The organism is Mesorhizobium sp. CO1-1-8, from assembly GCF_020164875.1.
In the GTDB taxonomy this organism is placed as follows: domain Bacteria; phylum Pseudomonadota; class Alphaproteobacteria; order Rhizobiales; family Rhizobiaceae; genus Mesorhizobium.
In genome coordinates, this window is the sequence record NZ_JAIUGZ010000011.1 from 130,834 (window position 1) to 150,959 (window position 20,126).

The 20,126-nt window shown below is 62.2% G+C and carries 17 protein-coding genes; 9 read left to right on the forward strand and 8 right to left on the reverse strand.

Annotated features, from left to right (window positions below; translation table 11 throughout):
* The first annotated feature begins 292 nt into the window (after positions 1–292).
* On the forward strand, positions 293–1,039 hold the full coding sequence (locus LB558_RS21565; protein WP_027162287.1) for an SDR family oxidoreductase: 747 nt from the start codon (positions 293–295) through the stop codon (positions 1,037–1,039).
* A 91-nt stretch (positions 1,040–1,130) separates the two neighbouring features.
* Here LB558_RS21565 and LB558_RS21570 read toward each other — a convergent pair whose 3' ends face one another.
* From LB558_RS21570 to LB558_RS21585, 4 genes are all read right to left on the reverse strand, one after another.
* Positions 1,131–1,982: an SH3 domain-containing protein gene (locus LB558_RS21570; RefSeq protein WP_224699383.1), complete on the reverse strand. Its 852-nt coding sequence runs from the start codon at positions 1,980–1,982 to the stop codon at positions 1,131–1,133.
* Positions 1,983–2,243: 261 nt separating this feature from the next.
* On the reverse strand, positions 2,244–3,530 hold the full coding sequence (locus LB558_RS21575) for an NAD(P)/FAD-dependent oxidoreductase (RefSeq protein ID WP_224699384.1): 1,287 nt from the start codon (positions 3,528–3,530) through the stop codon (positions 2,244–2,246).
* Between the two features lie 40 nt (positions 3,531–3,570).
* Positions 3,571–3,939 (reverse strand): four helix bundle protein, encoded by a 369-nt coding sequence (locus LB558_RS21580; RefSeq protein WP_224699385.1) that lies wholly within the window; start codon positions 3,937–3,939, stop codon positions 3,571–3,573.
* 22 nt (positions 3,940–3,961) lie between these two features.
* On the reverse strand, positions 3,962–5,398 hold the full coding sequence (locus LB558_RS21585) for a glutamine synthetase family protein (RefSeq protein ID WP_027035719.1): 1,437 nt from the start codon (positions 5,396–5,398) through the stop codon (positions 3,962–3,964).
* 145 nt (positions 5,399–5,543) lie between these two features.
* Here LB558_RS21585 and LB558_RS21590 point away from each other — a divergent pair, with 145 nt between their 5' ends.
* A complete protein-coding gene (locus LB558_RS21590) occupies positions 5,544–6,257 on the forward strand; it encodes an HAD family hydrolase (protein WP_224699386.1) in 714 nt (237 codons plus the stop codon).
* 66 nt (positions 6,258–6,323) lie between these two features.
* Here the strand turns inward: LB558_RS21590 and LB558_RS21595 are convergent, their stop codons facing one another.
* The 3 genes from LB558_RS21595 to aceA all read right to left on the reverse strand — a co-directional run bounded on the left by LB558_RS21595 (position 6,324) and on the right by aceA (position 8,599).
* Positions 6,324–6,776 (reverse strand): response regulator, encoded by a 453-nt coding sequence (locus LB558_RS21595; protein ID WP_224699387.1) that lies wholly within the window; start codon positions 6,774–6,776, stop codon positions 6,324–6,326.
* 231 nt (positions 6,777–7,007) lie between these two features.
* Positions 7,008–7,250, reverse strand: a complete 243-nt coding sequence (locus LB558_RS21600; RefSeq protein WP_127254689.1) for a hypothetical protein — start codon at positions 7,248–7,250, stop codon at positions 7,008–7,010.
* Positions 7,251–7,309: 59 nt separating this feature from the next.
* Positions 7,310–8,599, reverse strand: coding sequence for an isocitrate lyase (gene aceA / locus LB558_RS21605; protein WP_224699388.1), 1,290 nt, complete (start codon positions 8,597–8,599; stop codon positions 7,310–7,312).
* 232 nt (positions 8,600–8,831) lie between these two features.
* On the opposite strand from aceA, the gene LB558_RS21610 reads away from it, so the two are divergent.
* From LB558_RS21610 to LB558_RS21635, 6 genes are all read left to right on the forward strand, one after another.
* Positions 8,832–10,274 (forward strand): helix-turn-helix domain-containing protein, encoded by a 1,443-nt coding sequence (locus LB558_RS21610; RefSeq protein ID WP_224699389.1) that lies wholly within the window; start codon positions 8,832–8,834, stop codon positions 10,272–10,274.
* 150 nt (positions 10,275–10,424) lie between these two features.
* A complete protein-coding gene (locus LB558_RS21615) occupies positions 10,425–11,375 on the forward strand; it encodes a DMT family transporter (protein ID WP_224699390.1) in 951 nt (316 codons plus the stop codon).
* Positions 11,376–11,715: 340 nt separating this feature from the next.
* A complete protein-coding gene (locus tag LB558_RS21620) occupies positions 11,716–12,813 on the forward strand; it encodes a polyamine ABC transporter substrate-binding protein (protein WP_224699391.1) in 1,098 nt (365 codons plus the stop codon).
* An 85-nt stretch (positions 12,814–12,898) separates the two neighbouring features.
* Entirely contained in the window at positions 12,899–14,038 is a 1,140-nt protein-coding gene (locus LB558_RS21625) for an ABC transporter ATP-binding protein (RefSeq protein ID WP_224699392.1), read from the forward strand.
* Between the two features lie 8 nt (positions 14,039–14,046).
* On the forward strand, positions 14,047–15,021 hold the full coding sequence (locus tag LB558_RS21630; protein ID WP_224699393.1) for an ABC transporter permease subunit: 975 nt from the start codon (positions 14,047–14,049) through the stop codon (positions 15,019–15,021).
* 4 nt (positions 15,022–15,025) lie between these two features.
* The gene (locus LB558_RS21635; RefSeq protein ID WP_224699394.1) at positions 15,026–15,844 is read left to right on the forward strand and encodes an ABC transporter permease; all 819 of its coding nucleotides are present in this window, start codon (positions 15,026–15,028) and stop codon (positions 15,842–15,844) included.
* 23 nt (positions 15,845–15,867) lie between these two features.
* Here the strand turns inward: LB558_RS21635 and LB558_RS21640 are convergent, their stop codons facing one another.
* Positions 15,868–17,721, reverse strand: coding sequence for an AsmA-like C-terminal region-containing protein (locus LB558_RS21640; RefSeq protein WP_224699395.1), 1,854 nt, complete (start codon positions 17,719–17,721; stop codon positions 15,868–15,870).
* A gap of 236 nt (positions 17,722–17,957) precedes the next feature.
* Here LB558_RS21640 and LB558_RS21645 point away from each other — a divergent pair, with 236 nt between their 5' ends.
* Positions 17,958–19,916, forward strand: coding sequence for an acetoacetate--CoA ligase (locus LB558_RS21645; RefSeq protein WP_224699396.1), 1,959 nt, complete (start codon positions 17,958–17,960; stop codon positions 19,914–19,916).
* Positions 19,917–20,126 lie beyond the last annotated feature (210 nt).

The window sequence follows — 20,126 nt, forward strand, 5'->3', positions numbered from 1 at the left end:
CGCTGTGACGCGGCTGATATAATCTAATCGATTTAAATTTTCCAGTGCCATGGTGTCACATCTGGGTGTATGCGCCTGCCCCTTGACAGTCCGATGACCCGGAGGCTTGTTGACAGGCGCGGCTCCGGAAGCCTTCGCAGTTGCAGCATAGTGCGGGATCGACGCGAAAGCCAAAGGAGAAATCGGCGATGGCTCAAGATCTTTCGACCAATCCGGTCAGAAGCGGTGGCCTCGCGCGGATGTGCGCCGTTGGCATCTCGGTCGATAGGCGCCAATCATGAGCGGGAAGAGCATGCGTCTGGAAAACAAGGTCGCCGTCATCACCGGTGCTGCGTCGGGCTTTGGCGAGGGCATTGCCAGGCGCTTTGCGCAGGAGGGTGCCAGGGTCGTTGTCGCCGATCTCAACGCCAGGGGTGCGGAGCGCGTCGCCGGCGAGATCGGCGAAGCGGCGATCTGGACCCAGACCGATGTCTCGCTGCGCTCCGAATTCGACGAGATGATCTATGCCGCGAAAAGCGCCTTCGGCCGCATCGACATCATGGTCAACAATGCCGGCTACACTCATCGCAACGGCGACATGCTCAATGTCGACGAGGAGACCTTCGACCTGATAACCGCCGTCAACATGAAGGCGATCTATCACGCGGCACTTGCCGTGGTGCCGATCATGGAGCGGCAGGGCGGCGGCGTCATACTGACCACGGCCTCCACCGCGGGTCTGCGGCCGCGCCCCGGCCTCACCTGGTACAACGCGTCGAAAGGCTGGGCGATCACCGCCACAAAGTCGATGGCGGTCGAACTGGCGCCGAAGAACATCCGCGTCAACTGCCTCTGCCCGGTTGCCGGCGAGACCGGCATGCTGGAGAAATTCATGGGCGCCGACACGCCCGAGATCCGCGAGAAGTTCCGCGCATCGATCCCGCTCGGCCGGCTTTCGACGCCGCTCGACATCGCCAACGCCGCACTCTGGCTGGCCTCGGACGAAGCCGCCTTCATCACCGGCGTGGCGCTGGAGGTCGATGGCGGCCGCTGCATCTGAAAGCCTGATGTATGTCGCTCGAAAGCGGCCCCGGTTTGGGAGAACGACATGCATCAGAACAACAGGCCTGCCTCACGCAGAGCGGTGGGCGTCACGCGCCGGTCTTGATGTAACTCTTGTAGATCCAGCCGGTCTTGCCGTTGTAGGTGATCTGACACCATTTCTTGCAGCTCATCACCTGCACCGAGGTTTTGGCTGGCACCGTACCGATGGCGGCGGCATTTTTCTTCGGGGCGCTTCGCATGGTCACGGCCCTCAGAATGCGCCCTGTTCCAGCGGCTGCGGCTTTCCTTGGCTTCGCCTTGGCTTGGCTGTCATCGCCTTCTGCCGCTGGCTCTTGGGCCGGCGCTTGCGGTTGCACCGCGGGAATGGCGGCGGTTTGTGCGCCGTCGGGATGGTTGCCCGCGGCTGCGCTGGGTGCGGCGACCTTGGCAAGTTCGGTGGCGGCATCGGTATCGGCTGCCGGCTGCGCGAATGCCGCCGCTTGCTTGTCCGGTGCCTTGTCCGCCAGTTGGCTGGGAGCAGTCGAATCGGACGCGGATGCGGCCTTCGGCTGGGAACCGGTCCAGCGCGGGTCATTGGCGGCGAGTGCGGGGATGTTGGCTTGCGCGGCTGCCACGGTTGTTGGAATTGCGTCGGACTTGCGCACCTGCGGCACGGCTGCCGCGGCGACCGCGGCCCCAACCGGGGTTATTTTCGTCGTCTTCACCGGAACCGTTGGAATGGTCTGTTCGGGGCTCGCTGCCGCTTGTCTGTCGCTGGCCGGCAATGCCAGCCACAGCGCCACGGCGGCGACGCCAAGCAGCGCGGCAGTACCGATCGCGGCGATCACCAGATGCGAGTTCGAACGGACTTCCTGCCAGAAGGACGGCCGCATGTCGTATCCGAACTGCATGGCAAAGCGCCGACGTTCCGGCGTACCGAAACTGAAGGGCTCTCTCACTCTTGCCACCTCCATAAGCGGCCGACGTTCTTTCGATCTGTGCCGGAAGTCCGGAGTCTGATCCGCATCGGTCCCAAAAACAACGCGGGCAGGCCCGCAACAATCCCCGAACAATCGCCCAGAAGCGGCAGCTTTCGGCTGCGATTGTGGCATCAGTACGCCATTATAGGGGATTCTGCGCCTTTGCGGGAAATTGCGCAATGCGTCGCACGGGCAACAAATGTTACAATATATATTACAATATTACATCAGGACGGTCGGCTAGATCCTGTCCCGCAGCGCAAACCAGTTGAGCGCCAGGAACAGCAGCGGCGTGCGGAAACGCCGGCCGCCAGGGAAAGGCAGGATTTTCAGGTCCTCGATCAACTTCAGCCGGTCGCGGTTGCCGGCAACGGTTTCGGCATAGAGTTTACCAAAGTAATTCGACAGCATGACGCCGTGGCCGGAATAGCCGCCGGCCGAGATGACATTGGGCATCACTTCGCGCACGAAAGGCTTTCTCGGCACCGTGATGCCGACATAGCCGCCCCAGCCATGCGTGATCTCGACATCCCCGAGCGCCGGATAGAGTTCCGCGATCTGGCGGCGAATGTGGATGTGGATATCCTTCGGATCGTTGACGCCATAAACCTCGCGTCCGCCAAACAGCAGCCGCCCGTCCTTCGATCTGCGGAAGTAGCGCACGACGAAGCGGGAATCGTCGACCGCTTCGCCGCCCAGCAGCACGTCTGAGTCCGCCCCCAGAGGAACGGTTGCACCGATGAACGAACCGATCGGCATGATGTGCGCTGCACTCACCGGCTCGAGCGTGCCGCCATAGGCGTTGACCGCTATCAGGCATTTCTGCGCCGTCACCGTGCCTCTCGGTGTCGAAACCTTGACCTTGCCGCCACTGGAAATGATGCCGGTCGATGGCGTCGCTTCGAACAAATGCGCGCCTGCAAGCGCTGCCACCCGCGCCGTGCCAATCACCAGCTTCATCGGATGGATGTGCCCTGTGCCGGTATCGCGCGTGCCGCCGAAATAGGAGGTCGAGCCCAGCCGCTCCGCCGTCTCCCTGGCATCCATGAACGAGATATGCGGGTAGGAAAAACGGCTCGCCATGATCTCGGCATGCGCCTTGTAGTCGTCGACATAGCGCGGCTTGTGCGCCACCGAGAGCTGGCCCGGCATATAATCGATATCGATCTGGTTGGCGGCAGTGAATTCGAGGAGATGCGTCTTTGCCTCTTCGGCGAGATCGAACAGCGCCTTGGCGCGGGAGAAGCCATATTCGGCTTCCAGGTCTTCGACCCAGGCACGCTGGCCGGTGCCAAGCTGCCCCCCATTTCGCCCCGAGGCGCCATCACCGAAGCGATGCGCCTCGATCAGCACGACATCGGTCCCCGCCTTGGCCAGATGCGCTGCCGCCGACAGCCCGGTAAAGCCGCCGCCGATGACAACGACATCGCATATCCGGTCGCCATCCAGCGCCGGGTATTCAGGTCTCGGACCGGCTGTGTCCTCATACCAGGATCGGCCGGGGGAGATCGGGGATTGGTAGGGCATGATGCTCGCTGGGAGTAGGGGAGTAGGGGAGTAGGGGAGGCTATTCGGCTGCAAGTTTACGGATGAGAAGTCGAAGAAGCTTTCCCACACTTTCGGTACTCGCCAACAATGGGGCGGACGTCGCTTTCGGCGCGATGCCAATACGTTCAGCAATCAGAAGCTGAGTTTCCAGTTCCTTCAATGATCCTTGGGCAATACGGAGAAACTGCAGATAGGAGCCTCGAATTTCCCTGCCATACCCCTCGGCTATGTTTGCGGGCACCGACGTTGCAGAGCGCCGCACTTGGCTGGTCAGTCCATAAAGTTCTTCTTTGGGCCAGGATTTAGTAGCACCGTAGACCGCCACCGCAAGATCCATCGCCTGCTCCCAAACCAGCAGGTCCTTGTAGGACCCTGTGTTTTCGGTCATCTGTTCCTACTCCCCTACTCCCCTAAACATTGAGCAGCAGATACTCTCGCTCCCACGGACTGATCACTTCCATGAAGGTCTCGAACTCCGCCCGCTTGATCGCCGCATAGGTGGCGGCGAACGACTTGCCCAGATGCGCGCAGAGTTCCTCGTCGCCCTCGAACAGGTCGACGGCTTCGAGCAGGCCGCGCGGCAGGTCGATCTCGTCGGCGTTGGCTGTGGTCAGCACGGGAGGCTCGGCCTTGATCTTGTTGGTGATGCCGATCAGCCCGCAGGCGAGCGACGCCGCCAGCGCCAGATAGGGGTTGGCATCGGAGGACGGGATGCGGTTTTCGACACGCCGTGCCGCCGGGTCCGAGCGTGGCACACGAAACGCCGTCGTGCGGTTGTCATAGCCCCATTTGTTGTTGACGGGCGCCGATGCCGCCTGTGTCAGCCGGCGGTAGGAATTGACATAGGGCGCGAACATCACCAGCGCGTTCGGCACATGCTTCTGCATGCCGCCGATGAAGTGGAAAAAATCGTCGGTTTCCGAGCCGTCGGCGGCCGAAAAGATGTTCTGTCCAGTCTTCTTGTCGATGATCGACTGATGGATATGCATGGCCGAGCCAGGCTGCCCCTGGATGGGCTTGGCCATGAAGGTGGCGTAGATCTCGTGCTTCAGCGCCGCTTCGCGAATGGTGCGCTTGAACATGAACACCTGGTCGGCCAACTCGATCGGGTCACCATGGCGCAGATTAATCTCCAACTGGCCGGCGCCTTCCTCGTGGATCAGCGTGTCGATCTCCAGGCCCTGGCTTTCGGAGAAATGGTAGATGTCGTCGATCAGTTCGTCGAATTCGTTGACGCCGGCGATCGAATAACCGGCGCCGCCGCCAATCGCGCGTCCCGAACGGCCGACCGGCGGTGTCAGCGGATAGTCCGGATCGGGATTCTTGCGCACTAGGTAGAACTCGATCTCGGGCGCCACCACCGGCTTCAGGCCGAGCTTGTCATAGGCAGCCACCACACGCTTCAGCACATTGCGCGGCGTGAACTCGACCGAGCGTCCGTCCTGGTGGACGAGGTCGCAGATGACCGCGGCCGTCGGGTCTTCTTCCCAGGGCACCACCGTCAGCGTCGACAGGTCCGGCATCAGTTTGAGGTCGCCGTCGTCTTCCGGGTAGTGGAAGCCGTTGCCATCTTCGGGGTAGCCGCCGGAAATCGTCGTCATGAAGACTGCCGACGGCAGCGCCAGCGAGGTGTTGGAGGTGAATTTCTTCGACGGCATCATCTTGCCACGCGCGACCCCTGCCTGATCGGGCGTGATGCACTCGATGTCCTCGATGCCGCGCCATTCCAGCCAGGCGCTGACTTCCTTCCAGTTCTTGACGCCCCTTTGGTTTTTCACGAAGGCAGGCGTGCGGGCACGTCCTCCGCGGCTCGACGGACGGACTTCCTTTTTTGCAGGCGGCATCATTCACCAGATTGGGTTGCGGATTGTGGAGTATAGCCGTGCCCTCCTGTGGAAGGGAAGGGGAGCCGCGTCGGGCATTGGCCGGCGCGGTTGAAAATCACGCCAATCGGCTTAGTTTCGGCCCTCCCAATTCCAACCGAGGCGTTCAATGCGGCACGACGGTAAACTGACGACGATCGGCTTCGACGCCGACGACACGCTTTGGCAGAACGAGCAGTTCTTCCGCCTGACGGAGAAGCGCTTTGCCGCCATGCTCGCCGATCATGGCGAAGCGGAAAACATCTCGGCACGATTGCTGGAGGCCGAAAGGCGCAACCTCGCCGTCTATGGCTTCGGCATCAAGGGATTTACCCTGTCGATGATCGAAACGGCGATCGAGGTCACGCAAGGCCGCGTACCGGCCTCGGTCATATCAGAGATTCTCGATGCCGGCCGCGAGATGCTGAGCCATCCGATCGAGGCCTTGCCGCACGCGCGCGAGACTATTGAAAAGCTTGCCGGCGCATTCCGCCTTGTGCTGATCACCAAGGGCGACCTCTTCGACCAGGAGCGCAAGCTGGCTGGCTCTGGCCTGGGCGATCTGTTCGATGCGGTCGAGATCGTCAGCGACAAGAATGCCGCCACCTATAGCAGGCTCTTCAACCGCCACGGCGATGGTCCGGCGAAAAGCATGATGGTCGGCAACTCGCTGAAGTCGGATGTGGTGCCGGCCATCGAGGCCGGCGGCTGGGGTGTCCATGTGCCGCACGAACTGACCTGGGTGCTGGAGCATGTCGAGGCGCCGGTAACCGAATCGAGGTTCCGCCAGATATCCGATCTCGGACAACTGCCCGGACTGATCGAAAGCATCATCGATCCGTGATTGCCGGGCCTTACCTGGTTGCTCAATCCGGACGGAAAAACCGTTACACACTTTCCCGCAATTGCCTTAGCGGCCGATGAGGCGATCAATCACCGGTTGCAACCGTTCGGGCGTGATCGGCTTGGCGACCACCACGTCGATGATGCCGGGCAGGCCCAGACTTTCTGTCGTGCCATTCTTGGTTGAAAGCAGGATTACCGGTGGCTGCGATTGGCCCGAGGCCCGCCGCAATGCGGCGATGCTGGACATCAGGCTGTCGCAGTCCTTGTTGTCTGCGCCGCCGTCAAGGACAACCGCGCCGGGAATGAGCGACCGCAAGATCCTTGCCGCCGTGTCGGGAGATTCCGAAATCGGCTTGAGCCCGGATCGCTCGACGATCTTTGAGATCACCACGCGATTGATTGGCGATTTGCCGACGACAAGCACCTGCGACGGATCACGGATCGCCTCGGTGGTTGAGTCGCGGGTCACCAGATTCGGATGTCTTGGAATCTCGCCTTCGCGATTCACCGGGCACACAAGTCGGCCAAGAAGCTCGCCCCTATTTCAATGCAGAGTTGAATCCGGAGCGCAATTGGCGTGAGATCGGAGCCTATGTCAAGTTGAAATAAAAGTGCCCGAGATCATCGCCGGGAGCAGTGAATTTCAAGCAACGCTACTGTACTCAACTGTCCACACGTGAGCTTGATGAAAAGAAGATTCACCTGCGCGGAGGGTGCGCAGGTGAAGGATCGGTTGCATGGGTTTCGGTCAGCCGTGGCTATGCTGCGTGACGATCACCGGGATCAGCAAATCGCCCCAGTTGCCGTCGCCGCCGTGATGTCGTGCCGAGCGCACGAGCTCCACCGAGACGCCTGCCTCGACCGCCTTCATCACCGACTGGTTCAGGCGGTGCAGGTCGTTGGCCAGCATGCGGATCGTCGCTTGCTGGTCGACGCTCATCGTCGTGGACTGTTCTTCGGCGCGTTCCTTGACACGGCTTATCGATGCCATTGGTCTTCTCCTTGTGTTCCAAGCCCTGTTGGGCGTTTCCTCTGTATTTCTGTGATCCGCTATTCCGCGGCCGGTTTGAACTGCGCGTGCTCGGTCGATTCATGCATGGCGGTGGTCGACGACTGGCCGCCGGTGATCGCCATCGACACGGCGTCGAAATAGCCGGTGCCGACCTCGCGCTGGTGCTTGGTTGCGGTGTAGCCATTGGCCTCCGCCGCGAACTCCGCCTCCTGCAACTCGGAATAAGCCGCCATCTGCCGTGCCTTGTAGCCGCGAGCCAGTTCGAACATGCCATAGTTGAGCTGGTGGAAGCCGGCGAGCGTGATGAACTGGAACTTGTAGCCCATCGCGCCGAGCTCCTTCTGGAACCTGGCGATCGTCGCGTCGTCGAGGTTCTTCTTCCAGTTGAACGACGGCGAGCAATTGTAGGCGAGCAGCTTGTCGGGGTAGTGCTTACGCACGCCCTCGGCGAATTTCCGGGCCTGCGCCAGGTCGGGCTTCGAGGTCTCGCACCAGATCAGATCCGCGTAAGGCGCATAGGCGATTGCGCGGGCGATGCAGGGCTCGATGCCGTTCCTGACATGATAGAAACCTTCAACCGTGCGCCCGGCGCCGTAGTCGACGAAGGGCTGGTCGCGTTCGTCTATGTCGGAGGTGAGCAGCTTGGCGGCTTCCGCATCGGTGCGCGCGACGACCAGGGTCGGCGTGCCCATCACGTCCGCCGCCAGGCGCGCGGCGTTGAGGTTGCGGATGTGCGCCGCGGTCGGGATCAGCACCTTGCCGCCGAGATGGCCGCATTTCTTCTCCGACGCCAACTGGTCCTCATAGTGGACGCCGGCAGCGCCCGCCTCGATGAAGGCCTTCATGATCTCGAAGGCGTTGAGCGGTCCGCCGAAGCCGGCTTCCGCGTCGGCGACGATCGGCGCGAACCAGGTCTCGACCGAAAGCCCATTGGCTTCGGACGTTTCGATCTGGTCGGCGCGCTGCAGCGTGCGGTTGATGCGCTTGACCAGTTCGGGCGCCGCATTGGCCGGATAGAGCGACTGGTCCGGATACATCGCGCCAGCCGTGTTGGCGTCGGCGGCAACCTGCCAGCCCGACAGATAGATCGCCTTCAGCCCGGCGCGCACCTGTTGCATCGCCTGGTTGCCGGACATGGCGCCGAGCGCGTTGACGAAATCCTCCTCGTGGATGAGCTTCCACAGCCGGTTGGCGCCCATTTCGGCGAGGCTCTGGCGGATCTGCACCGACCCGCGCAGCCGCTTCACATCCGCTGCGGAATAGGGCCGTTCGATACCGTCGAAGCGACCTTCCGGGGCCGATGGGACGAGGTTGTAAAAATCAGTCATTGGTCACTCCGAAGGATTTTTGCACTGGGCCGGGCGTCAATCATCGGTGCGCCGGATGTGACTGAATTTACATTGCGGCGCGAAATGAGCCAGAAGAACTAAGGAATTCGCCAAAATATAAAGGAAAACCTGTGTTGCGTTTGACAGGTTCGCGCTGTAAATTTGTCATGATTGTAAAGCGTGGCTTGGTGAGATCGTCGCGAAATCTGTGTAATTCTGTCAAGGACAGTCGATGGCTGACCAGAAAATATTCGCCGGGCCGCGCATCCGCCGCATCCGCAACGCCAAGGGCCTGACCCAGACGGCGATGGCCGAGGGCCTTGGCATCTCGCCGTCCTATCTCAACCTGATCGAGCGCAACCAGCGGCCGCTGACGGTGCAGCTGATCCTCAAGCTGGCGTCCGTCTACAAGGTAGACCCGCACGAACTGCAGGGCGAGGCGAGGGGGTCTGTCGCCGCCTTGAAGGAGGTGTTCACCGATCCACTGCTGGTCGGCGAACTGCCGGGCGATCAGGAACTGATCGAGCTTGCGGAGGCAGCGCCCAACGCGTCAGCGGCGGTGATAAAACTGTTCCGCGCCTATCGCGAGCAGGCCGAGCGCCTGTCCGACCTCAACGAATTGCTGGCACGCGAAGGCCGCGCGACGGCGCTCTCCGGCGCCCGCCTGCCGATCGATGAGGTGCACGAGATTTTCGAGCGCCGGCCGAACCATTTTGTAGCACTCGAGGAGGAGGCCGCAGCCTTCACCTCGGTGCTCGATCCCGGTGACGATCTGTCCGGCGCGCTGAAGGCTTGGCTGAAGCGCGAATATGGCATCGTGGTCAAGGTGCTGCCGGTCGCGACCATGCCGAACTGGCGCCGCCGTTATGATCGTCATTCGCAGCGCCTGTTCCTGTCCGAACGCTTGTCGCCGTTCGACCAGTTGCGCGAAGTCGCGATGGAGGCCTGCCTGATCCGCATGACGGTCGCGGTCGCCGGCGAGATCCAGGCGCTCAAGCTGAGCACCGACGAGGCGCGCCGCCTGGCCCGCTTCGAACTTGGCCGTTACGCGGCGCATGCGCTGATGATGCCCTATCAGGCCTTTCACGCGGCTGCCGTGCGCGCCCGCTATGACATCGATATCCTGCGTTCGCGATTCGGGGTCTCCTTCGAACAGGCGGCCAACCGGCTGACCATGCTGCAGCGGCAGGGTGCCTCGGGCGTGCCGTTCTTCATGCTGGAGGTCGACAATGCCGGCAACCGCTTCCGCAAGGCCGGCAGCCAGGGCTTTCCTCAAAGCCGCTTTGGCGGCGGCTGTCCCAAACTGCCCGTGCATGTCGCCTTCACCCAGCCCGGCCAGGTCTTCGTCGAGGCAGTGGAAATGCCCGACGGCGCCGAGTTCCTTTGCATCGCCCGCACGCTGGAAGGGCCGCAAGGCGCATTCTCGGAACGCCCGCGGCGCACCGCCCTGCTGCTCGGTTGCGACATCGGCTTTCGTGACGAGATCGTCTATGGCGCGGCATTGCCCGGTGCGGCAATCACCGCAAAGGCCGGCACCGTCGCGGCGACGCCGGTCGGGCCCGCTTGCCGGCTTTGCGAACGCGTCGGCTGCATGGCACGGGCCGAACCGCCGGTGACGCGCCCGCTCGGCCTCGACGAGATGGTGACGGGCCTGAGTGCTTTCGATTTTCAGTAGCGCCATGTTCCTCTGAAATGGGGCAGGGTGCCACAATTGTCGCCGGCCGCTGGCTCAGTTCCGGCCTGCGCCTTTGCGTTACGCGAACAGAGCATCTTTTTGTCGTCCCTTGCGCATCGTCCCGTCCACAAAAGCCCGACAGTCGCGCTCATGATCGATACCGCATCGCCGATCGTCGCATCGCCAGCCGTCTCGCCTCGCGAGGAGCGCGTCGGCATGCTTTTGGTCTTCCTGTCGGCGCTGATGTGGAGTTTCGGCGGCACCATCGCCCGCTTCATCACTGTCGGTGACAGCTGGACGGTCATTTTCTGGCGCTCCGTCTGGGCAGCCGCCTTCCTGGTCTGCTTCATGGTCTGGCGTGACGGCTGGCGTGGCACGCTGAAGCTGTTCCGCGACATGGGTCTGCCCGGCCTTGCCGTGGGGATCTGCTTTGCCACCGCATCGACCGCCTTCGTCGTGGCGCTGGCCTACACCACCGTCGCCAACATCCTTTTGATGCAGGCAGGCGTGCCGTTGCTGGCGGCGCTGTTTGCCTGGGCGTTGTTCCGCGAAAGGGTTGGTGTCGCCACCTGGGTGGCGATTGCCGCGGTCATCACCGGCGTCGCCATCATGGTGTCGGAATCGCTTGATGGCGCCGTCTCGCCCATAGGCGATGGGCTGGCGCTGCTGATCGCGGTCATGTTCTCGGTCGCCACCGTCATCACCCGGCGGTTCTCCGGCGTGCGCATGACGCCGGCGACGTGCCTCGGCACCATGCTCGCGGCCGGCTTTGCCGCCTCGCAGGCATCGACCTTCACCGTGTCAGTCAGTGACATGGGCTTTCTGTTTGCCTTCGGCGTGGTCAATCTCGGCCTCGGCCTCGCCTTCTTCGCCACCGGCGCGCGACTGATCCCGGCGGCCATCGCGGCGCTGCTCGGCACATTCGAGCCGATCCTCGGCCCGATATGGGTCTGGCTCATCCATTCCGAGGTGCCGTCGGGGCGCACCATCATCGGTGGCGCGGTTGTGGTCACGGCGCTGCTCGTCCATATCGGGCTCGAATTCAAGCGCCAGGCACGGCCCGAACGCGCAGGGGTCATCGGGGTGCCGTCGCCTAATTGAAGCGGCCCGCAGCTTTGCCATTGACAACGTCGCTGCAGCACGGGCAGGCTGGGAATACGGCAACAACAAGACAGGCGTATCTTGCCAAGTCTCCCAGCCGGTCCGATCGAGACCGGACCATATCGTCGTATCTCTGCCCGCGCCCCGGCGAAAGCCTATGACGGTATTGGCACGCCTCCCAGGCCGCCTCAGGGGCATCGAGCCATCTCATCGAACCGCCTGCATGGGCTCGGCAGTTCGCGCTTGTCGCCCCTTGGAAAGCTCAATAGTCTGAAGAAAATGCCGGTCGCGCTGATATCGCGACGAGCCGGCGAAGGAACACTCATCAAAGGAGAATAGAATGATCCGCAAAGCGCTCTGGCTTTCGGCAACCTCGGCATTCCTGACATTTTTCACCGTCGGCGGTCACGCCGAGGATCGTGTCGTCAACGTCTTCAACTGGTCGGACTACATCGACAGTTCGATCATCGACGATTTCACCAAGGAAACCGGCATCAAGGTCGTCTATGACACCTTCGATTCCAACGAAATCCTTGAGACCAAGCTGCTTGCCGGCGGCAGCGGCTATGACGTCGTCGTGCCCAGCGGCAACTTCCTCGCGCGCCAGATCCAGGCCGGCGTGTTCCAGAAGCTCGACAAGTCGAAGCTGCCCAACATTTCCAACATGTGGGACACGGTTTCGGAGCGCACCGCCAAGTACGACCCCGGCAACGAATACTCGGTCAACTACATGTGGGGCACGGTTGGCATCGGCTACAACATCAAGAAGGTGCAGGCGGCACTCGGCACCGACAAGATCGACAGCTGGGATGTCTTCTTCAATCCCGACAGCCTGGCCAAATTGAAGGACTGTGGCGTCTACGTGCTGGACTCGCCGGCCGACATCATTCCGGCTGCACTGAAATATCTCGGCCTCGACCCGAACAGCACATCGCCAGACGATATCGCCAAGGCCGAGGAGACCTTGCTCAAGGTCCGGCCCTACATCAGGAAGTTCCATTCCTCCGAATACATCAACGCGCTCGCCAACGGCGATATCTGCTTGGCCGTCGGCTGGTCGGGTGACGTGTTCCAGGCGCGCAACCGCGCCGTCGAGGCCAAGCAGGGCGTCGAAATCGGCTATTCCGTGCCGAAGGAGGGCGCCCAGATGTGGTTCGACCAGATGGCGATCCCTGCCGACGCGCCGCATGTCGCGGAGGCGCTCGAGTTCATCAACTACATGATGAAGCCGGAAGTTATCGCCAAGTCGTCGAACTACGTGCTCTACGCAAACGGCAACAAGGCTTCGCAGCAATTCGTCGACAAGGCATTGTTGGATGATCCTTCAGTTTATCCAGATGCCGAGACCATAAAGAAGCTCTACACCGTCTTGCCATACGATCCCAAGACCCAGCGCGTCATCACGCGCACCTGGACCAAGATCGTCACTGGCCAGTAAGCAATCCGACACGGTCCCGGCAGCCACCTGCCGGGACCGTTTTTTACCTGGGGCAATAAGCAAGAAAATCAGGACGGAGTGGGACATGAAATCGCTTGGCAGCATCCGCAGGGATTTTGCACCGTGGAACGACCCGAACGCCAAGCCGTACATCCAGTTCGACAACGTCACCAAGAAGTTCGGTGACTTCACCGCCGTCAACAATCTGTCTCTGACCATCTTCGAGCGCGAGTTCTTTGCGCTGCTTGGTGCTTCCGGTTGCGGAAAGTCGACGCTGCTCAGGATGCTCGCCGGCTTCGAGGAGCCGACAGCCGGCCGCATTCTGCTTGACGGCCAGGATCTGCGCGGCATCCCGCCCTACCGGCGGCCTGTCAACATGATGTTCCAGTCCTATGCGCTGTTCCCGCATATGACGGTCGAGAACAACATCGCCTTCGGCCTCAAGCAGGACGGCATGCCGAAGCCCGAAATCGCATCGCGCGTTGCCGAGATGCTGAAGCTGGTCAAGCTCGAGCAATTCGCCAAGCGCAAGCCGCATCAACTGTCCGGCGGCCAGCGCCAGCGCGTTGCGCTCGCCCGTTCGGTAGCCAAACGGCCGAAAGTGCTGCTGCTCGACGAGCCGCTCGGCGCGTTGGACAAGAAGCTGCGCGAAGAGACGCAGTTCGAACTGATGGACCTCCAGCAGAACCTCGGCCTGACCTTCGTCGTCGTCACCCACGACCAGGAAGAGGCAATGACCATGGCCGATCGCATCGCCATCATCGACAAGGGCGAGGTGATGCAGGTGGCAACGCCGGCCGAAGTCTACGAGGCGCCGGGGTCGCGCTTCGTCGCCGGCTTCGTCGGCAATGTGAACATGTTCGAGGGCAAGATCGCGCGTGGCGATGCCGGCAGCGCCAGCATCGATGCCGGCAACGGCATCACCATCCGCACCGACAATGCCGGCACCGCCGGCGCCGGGACGGCCGTCACCTTCGCCATCAGGCCGGAAAAGATCAAAGTGTCGTCGAAGAAGCCGGCCGAGGCGGTCAACGCCATCGAGGGCGAGGTCTACGACATCGCCTATCTCGGCGATATGACCGTCTATCATGTCAGGCTGGACGACGGCCAGGTGGTGCGCGCCAGCACCATGAACGCGGCCCGCATTACCGAGGATCCGTTGAGCTGGAACGACCGCGCCTGGGTTTCCTTCCGGCCCGACGCCGGCGTCGTGTTGACGCGGTAGGGGCGACCATGTCGAGCGCCGCCGTCACCACCGCCTCAGCCTCTCCGGCATCCAATGCCGGCAAATCCATCCTTGCCAGGCTGGGTGCTGCTTTCGTTGGCCGACTGGTCATCATCATCCCGTATGTCTGGCTGCTGTTCTTCTTCCTCATTCCGTTCGTCATCGTCTTCAAGATCTCGCTGTCGCAGACGGCGATCGCCATTCCGCCCTATACGCCGGCGCTCGATTTCAGCGGCGGTATTTCAGGGTTCCTTGCTCAGCTGAAACAACTCAGCCTCGACAACTACACCTGGCTGACGCAGGACGCGCTCTACTTCAACGCCTATGTGACCAGCGTCATCATCGCCGCGGTCTCGACGGTCCTGACACTGCTCGTCGGCTACCCCATCGCCTACGGCATGGCGCGCGCGCCGGCGACGATCCGCCCAACCTTGCTGATGCTGGTGATCCTGCCGTTCTGGACCTCGTTCCTGATCCGCGTCTACGCCTGGATCGGCATTCTCAAGCCCGAAGGGCTGCTCAATCAGCTGCTGCTCGCCACCGGTGTCATCCACCAGCCGCTGATCATCCTCAACACCTATACGGCGATTTTCATCGGCATCGTCTATTCCTACCTGCCGTTCATGGTGTTGCCGCTCTATTCCGCTCTCGAGAAGATGGACTATTCGCTGATCGAGGCGGCCAAGGATCTCGGCTGTCCGCCGACAAGTGCTTTCTGGAAAATCACCTTCCCGCTGTCGCTGCCCGGCGTCATCGCCGGCTGTCTGCTGGTGTTCATTCCGGCTGTCGGCGAATTCGTCATTCCCGATCTGCTCGGCGGATCGCAGACGCTGATGATCGGCAAGACGCTGTGGAACGAGTTCTTCGCCAATCGCGACTGGCCGGTATCGTCGGCCGTTGCCGTCATCCTGCTGATGCTGCTGATCGTGCCGATCATGCTCTTCCAGCGGGCTCAGGCGCGCGCTCAGGAAATGGACAGGTGACCTCATGAACGCCACCTGGAGCCGCTTCAACATTACCTCGATCGTGCTCGGCTTTGCCTTTCTCTATCTGCCGATCGTGCTGCTCATCGTCTTCTCGTTCAACGAATCGAAACTGGTCACGGTCTGGGGCGGTTTCTCGACCAAATGGTACGTCTCGCTGTTCCACAACGAGGGCCTCATGGACGCGACCTGGGTGACGGCGCGTGTTGGCCTGATCTCGGCCACCGTTGCGACGGTGCTGGGCACTCTGGCTGCACTCACCTTGACCCGCTACACGCGCTTCAAGGGCAGGGTGCTGTTCTCCGGCATGGTCTTTGCGCCGCTGGTCATGCCGGAAGTCATCACCGGCCTGTCGCTGCTGCTGCTCTTCGTCGCGGTAGGCCTCGACCGCGGCTTCCTCACCGTAACGCTCGCCCACATCACGCTGACCATGTGCTTCGTCGCCGTGGTCGTGCAGTCGCGCCTCATCACCTTCGACCGTTCGCTGGAAGAAGCCGCGATGGATCTCGGCGCAACGCCGGTGAAGACCTTCTTCCAGATCACATTGCCGGTCATCATGCCGGCGATCGTCTCCGGCTGGATGCTGGCTTTCACGCTTTCGCTGGACGATCTGGTCATCGCCAGCTTCACCTCCGGGCCGGGCGCGACGACGCTGCCGATGAAGATCTACAGCCAGGTCCGCCTCGGCGTGACGCCGGAGATCAACGCCGCCTGCACCATCCTGATCGCCGTTGTGGCGATTGGCGTCGTCATCGCCTCGCTTGCCAACAAGCGGCGTGAGGTGCAGCGCCAACTCGACGAGCGGGCCGCGCAGCGCGGCTGAAAGATGGAAGGCGCGGTGGCGGCCTATTCCCCCGAAACGCCGCGGCTGATCGGGGAAATGAACGGCGTGCTCCAGGTTCCGCCGACGAAGAACGACGACTGGTTGGGACCTTGTTGGCCATTGGCCTGCGTTGCCGCCTGCTCCGGCTGAATGACGCCGCCGGACAAGGCCAGTCCGCGCCCGGCATAGGACGCGATGCCGGACAGCCAGATCTTGTACTTCGCTGAATTGGCCTCGGCCTTGTCGATCCGCGCCACGCCCTTCGAAATGGTGGCCTTGATCTCGGCACCGTCGATCGGCAGCGTTCCGTCGGAGACGTCGTCGAGCGCGAAGAAGCCGCCCTGTTCGGTATGTTTGAGGAAGGCCGGCAGGTTGAGCTTGCTCAACGCACCCGGCCCGAAGGTCGCCGAGACCGAGCCGTCGGCATTGTCGAAGATGGAATCCCAGGTTCTGCCCGGCCCCTTGAGGATCACCGAGACGGTGCCCGTGCCGACCGGCACCAGCCGCGTCATCCCTGCGGCCGTGCCGAAAGCACCGCCGTCGATGTCGGACGCCAGAAGGCGGATTTCGACCTGCGAGCCTTCCGGCTTGCGATCGAAGCGAAGGCTGGTCTGGATGTTGCCGCCGAAGGCCGAGGCATCGGAGATGTCGAAGACGGACAGACCATCCTTGACCTGGGCGGTGGCGGCGACATCGGCGAGCTGGGTAGGCCCCGCCGTGGCGTGCGCCGCCGACAACCTGAGATCGAGATTGATCTTGTCGGCGAAACTTGTGTCGATTTCGCCGGGTCCCGCCCCTCCGGTCGGCACCAGCGGGGTGAAGGCCGACAGAAACGATCTGAGGTCGAGCGTGTCGAAGGCGAGCGTACCGGAGATCACCGGTTGTGCTTCACCAAGCGAGAGGTCCAGCGCACCCATTCCCGGATTGTTGTCGAGCGCAATCGACGTGTTGTCGAACTTGACGCGCCCGCCGGTCGCGGTGATCTTGCTCGAAATGCTGACCGAGCCGATCGCTGCACCCGGAGCGATACCAGCCTGCGACCATTCCAGGACACGCCGCAAAGAGGGCGCCGAGAACTTCGCCTGACCGTCGAAATAGGTATTTTCAGACATGCTGGCAGTGCCGTCGAACGAGAAGGTGGCGGGTGCCGCCTTGAAGGACAGCGTCAGCGGCGCCGTACCGCCGGCAAACAGCACAAGCGGTTTGGCCGAGGCGACGTCCAGAGCGACGCTTTCGCCCCGCCAGATCCCTGTTGCCGACAGCGTCGCATTGCTGTTCATCGCCGCCCAATTCGCCTGACCGTTCAAACTGCTCAGGATCTCGACGTCCTTGCCGCCGATGGAGGCTACCATTCGGCCGTCGCGAAACTCGACCGTGCCGAAGGTGTCGTTAGGCAGCTTGTCGAGGTCCGGCTTGGCGGGGTCGGCATTGACCACGCCGCGCGCCGTGTCGATGGAGCGCGTGATGCGCCCGCCGGTCGGGACAGCAGGCAGGAAAAGGCCGGCAGGCGTGCGCTGAACCCGGATCGTCGGCCGCACCAGCCGCGCCGTCGAAAACGCCACGTCGCCGCGTAGCGCCGCCATGGCGGAAAGGTCGACCTCGACCCGTTCTGCCTCGACCACCGGCGGCGCCTCGGTGTCGGTCCATTGTGAAAGCGTCACATCGGTCAGGATTGCGCGGAATGTCGGCCAAACCTCGATGCGCGGCGAACCGTCGATGGCGACACGGAAGCCGCTCCACGCGCTCATTTCCCAGGCGATGCGGTCGCGCACGATACGGGTGGAGGCGATCAGCGGCAGGGCGGCAACGACCAGCGCGACGACGATCACGGCAGCGCCGATCGCCCATATTCCGCGCCGGATCATAGATGATGGCATATGGCCCCGTATGCTTCCATTCCGACAAATCGCCCGACGGGTGTAACCCCAGTCGTGACCACGACTTCCGGCCGCCACTACGACTTCAAGTTGTCACTACGACTTAGGGCTGAGGCATTTCAAGTCTTTATGGCCCGGCGATGGCATTTGCGCACATCTGGTCGCATCAGCCGAACAAAATCTTGCTCTGCTGCGCTGCGATATGCATAAGCGATGGCGACCGTGGAGGAACGATCATGGCTGCCGGACAACCGCTCTGGACCCCGACGCAAGACCAGATTGACGCAGCACCCTTGACCGCCTTCACCAAGGCCGCCGGAGTGAAAGCCGGCGTAGCGTTTTCCTCGTATTCGCAGCTTCACGCCTGGTCGGTCGAGGACCGTGAAGGGTTCTGGAGCCTGATCTGGGATTTCTGCGGCATCGTCGGCGACAAGGGCGATAACCTGCTCGTCGACGGCGACAAGATGCCCGGCGCTTCTTTCTTTCCCGATGCGACACTGAATTTCGCCGAGAATCTGCTGAAGAAGACCGGCTCAGGCGACGCGATCGTGTTTCGCGGCGAAGACAAGGTCGAACGCCGGCTGTCCTGGAACGAATTGCACGCGCTGACCTCGCGGCTGCAGCAGCTTTTCCTGTCGCTCAAGGTGAAGAAGGGCGACCGCATTGCCGCCATGATGCCCAATATGCCGGAGACCGTCGCCGCCATGCTGGCCGCCGCCTCGATCGGTGCCGTCTGGTCGTCCTGCTCTCCCGATTTCGGCGAGCAGGGCGTACTCGACAGGTTCGGCCAGATCGAGCCCGTCGTCTTCATCGCGCCGGACGGCTATTGGTACAATGGCAAGGCGATCGAAGTCGCCGACAAGATCGCCGCGGTCGCGGCCAAGCTCGGCACTGTCCGCCAGATCCTGGTCGTCGACTATCTCGGCACATCGAGCGATGTAGCCGGGACCATCGACAAGGCGGTGGCGCTGGAAGAGGCGCTGTCACCGTTCGCCGGCAAGCCTGTCACTTTCGAGCCGCTGCCGTTTTCGCATCCGCTCTACATCCTGTTTTCGTCGGGAACGACCGGCATTCCCAAATGCATCGTCCATTCGGCCGGCGGCACGCTGATCCAGCATGTCAAGGAACACCGGCTGCATGCCGGTCTCACCGACGGCGATCGCTTTTTCTACTTCACAACCTGCGGCTGGATGATGTGGAACTGGCTGGTGTCGGGGCTCGCTTCGGGTGCGACGCTGCTGCTCTATGACGGTTCGCCCTTCTACCCCGACGGCAATGTGCTGTTCGATTTCGCCGATGCCGAGAAGATGACTTTCTTCGGGACCTCGGCCAAGTTCATCGATTCCGTGCGCAAGGCTGGCCTCAAGCCGATCCGCACGCATGATCTGGCCACCGTGCGGGCAATCTCCTCCACCGGCTCGCCGCTGTCGCCGGAAGATTTCCGCTTCGTCTATGAAGGCATCAAGAAGGACGTGCATCTGGCTTCGGTCTCCGGCGGCACCGACATCGTCTCCTGCTTCGTGCTGGGCGTGCCGACGCAGCCGGTCTGGACCGGCGAGATCCAGGGACCCGGCCTCGGCCTGGCAGTCGATGTCTGGGACGACGACGGCAGGCCGGTCCGGCAGGAAAAGGGTGAGCTGGTCTGCGCAAAAGCCTTTCCGGCGATGCCGATTGGCTTCTGGAACGACCCCGATGGCAAGAAGTACCGGGCGGCCTATTTCGAGCGCTTCGACAATGTCTGGTGTCATGGCGATTTCGCCGAATGGACCGAGCATGGCGGCCTCATCATCCATGGCCGCTCCGACGCCACGCTCAACCCGGGCGGGGTGAGGATCGGCACGGCGGAGATCTACAATCAGGTCGAGCAGATGCCCGAGATCCTGGAAGCATTGTGCATCGGACAGGACTTCGACAACGACGTGCGCGTTATCCTGTTCGTGCGGCTGGCCGCCGGCGTGCAACTCGACGAGGATCTGGAAAAACGCATACGGGCAAAAATCCGTAGCGGCGCGAGCCCGCGTCACGTGCCGGCAAGGATCGTCGCCGTCACCGACATCCCGCGCACCAAGTCGGGCAAGATCACCGAGCTTGCGGTGCGCGACGTCGTGCATGGCCGCGCCATCAAGAACAAGGAGGCGCTCGCCAATCCAGAGGCGCTCGAGCTGTTCAAGAACCTGCCGCAGCTGGCCGAGTAATTGGCAGCCGGCATGGTTAACGAAATATCTCGCTAGAATTTACCTAGATTTCATGAGTGGTACACATTCGTAAATTTTCCGGCGCCCCGGTAAGGAGTTGTTAAGGTCCGGCGTCGATAGTCGCACGTAACTTGAGGGAGAAATCCCGTTCCTCAGCCCCGAGGATCCGAATTCGCTCAAGCCCCCGTTGTGACAGCAATCCCATCTCTT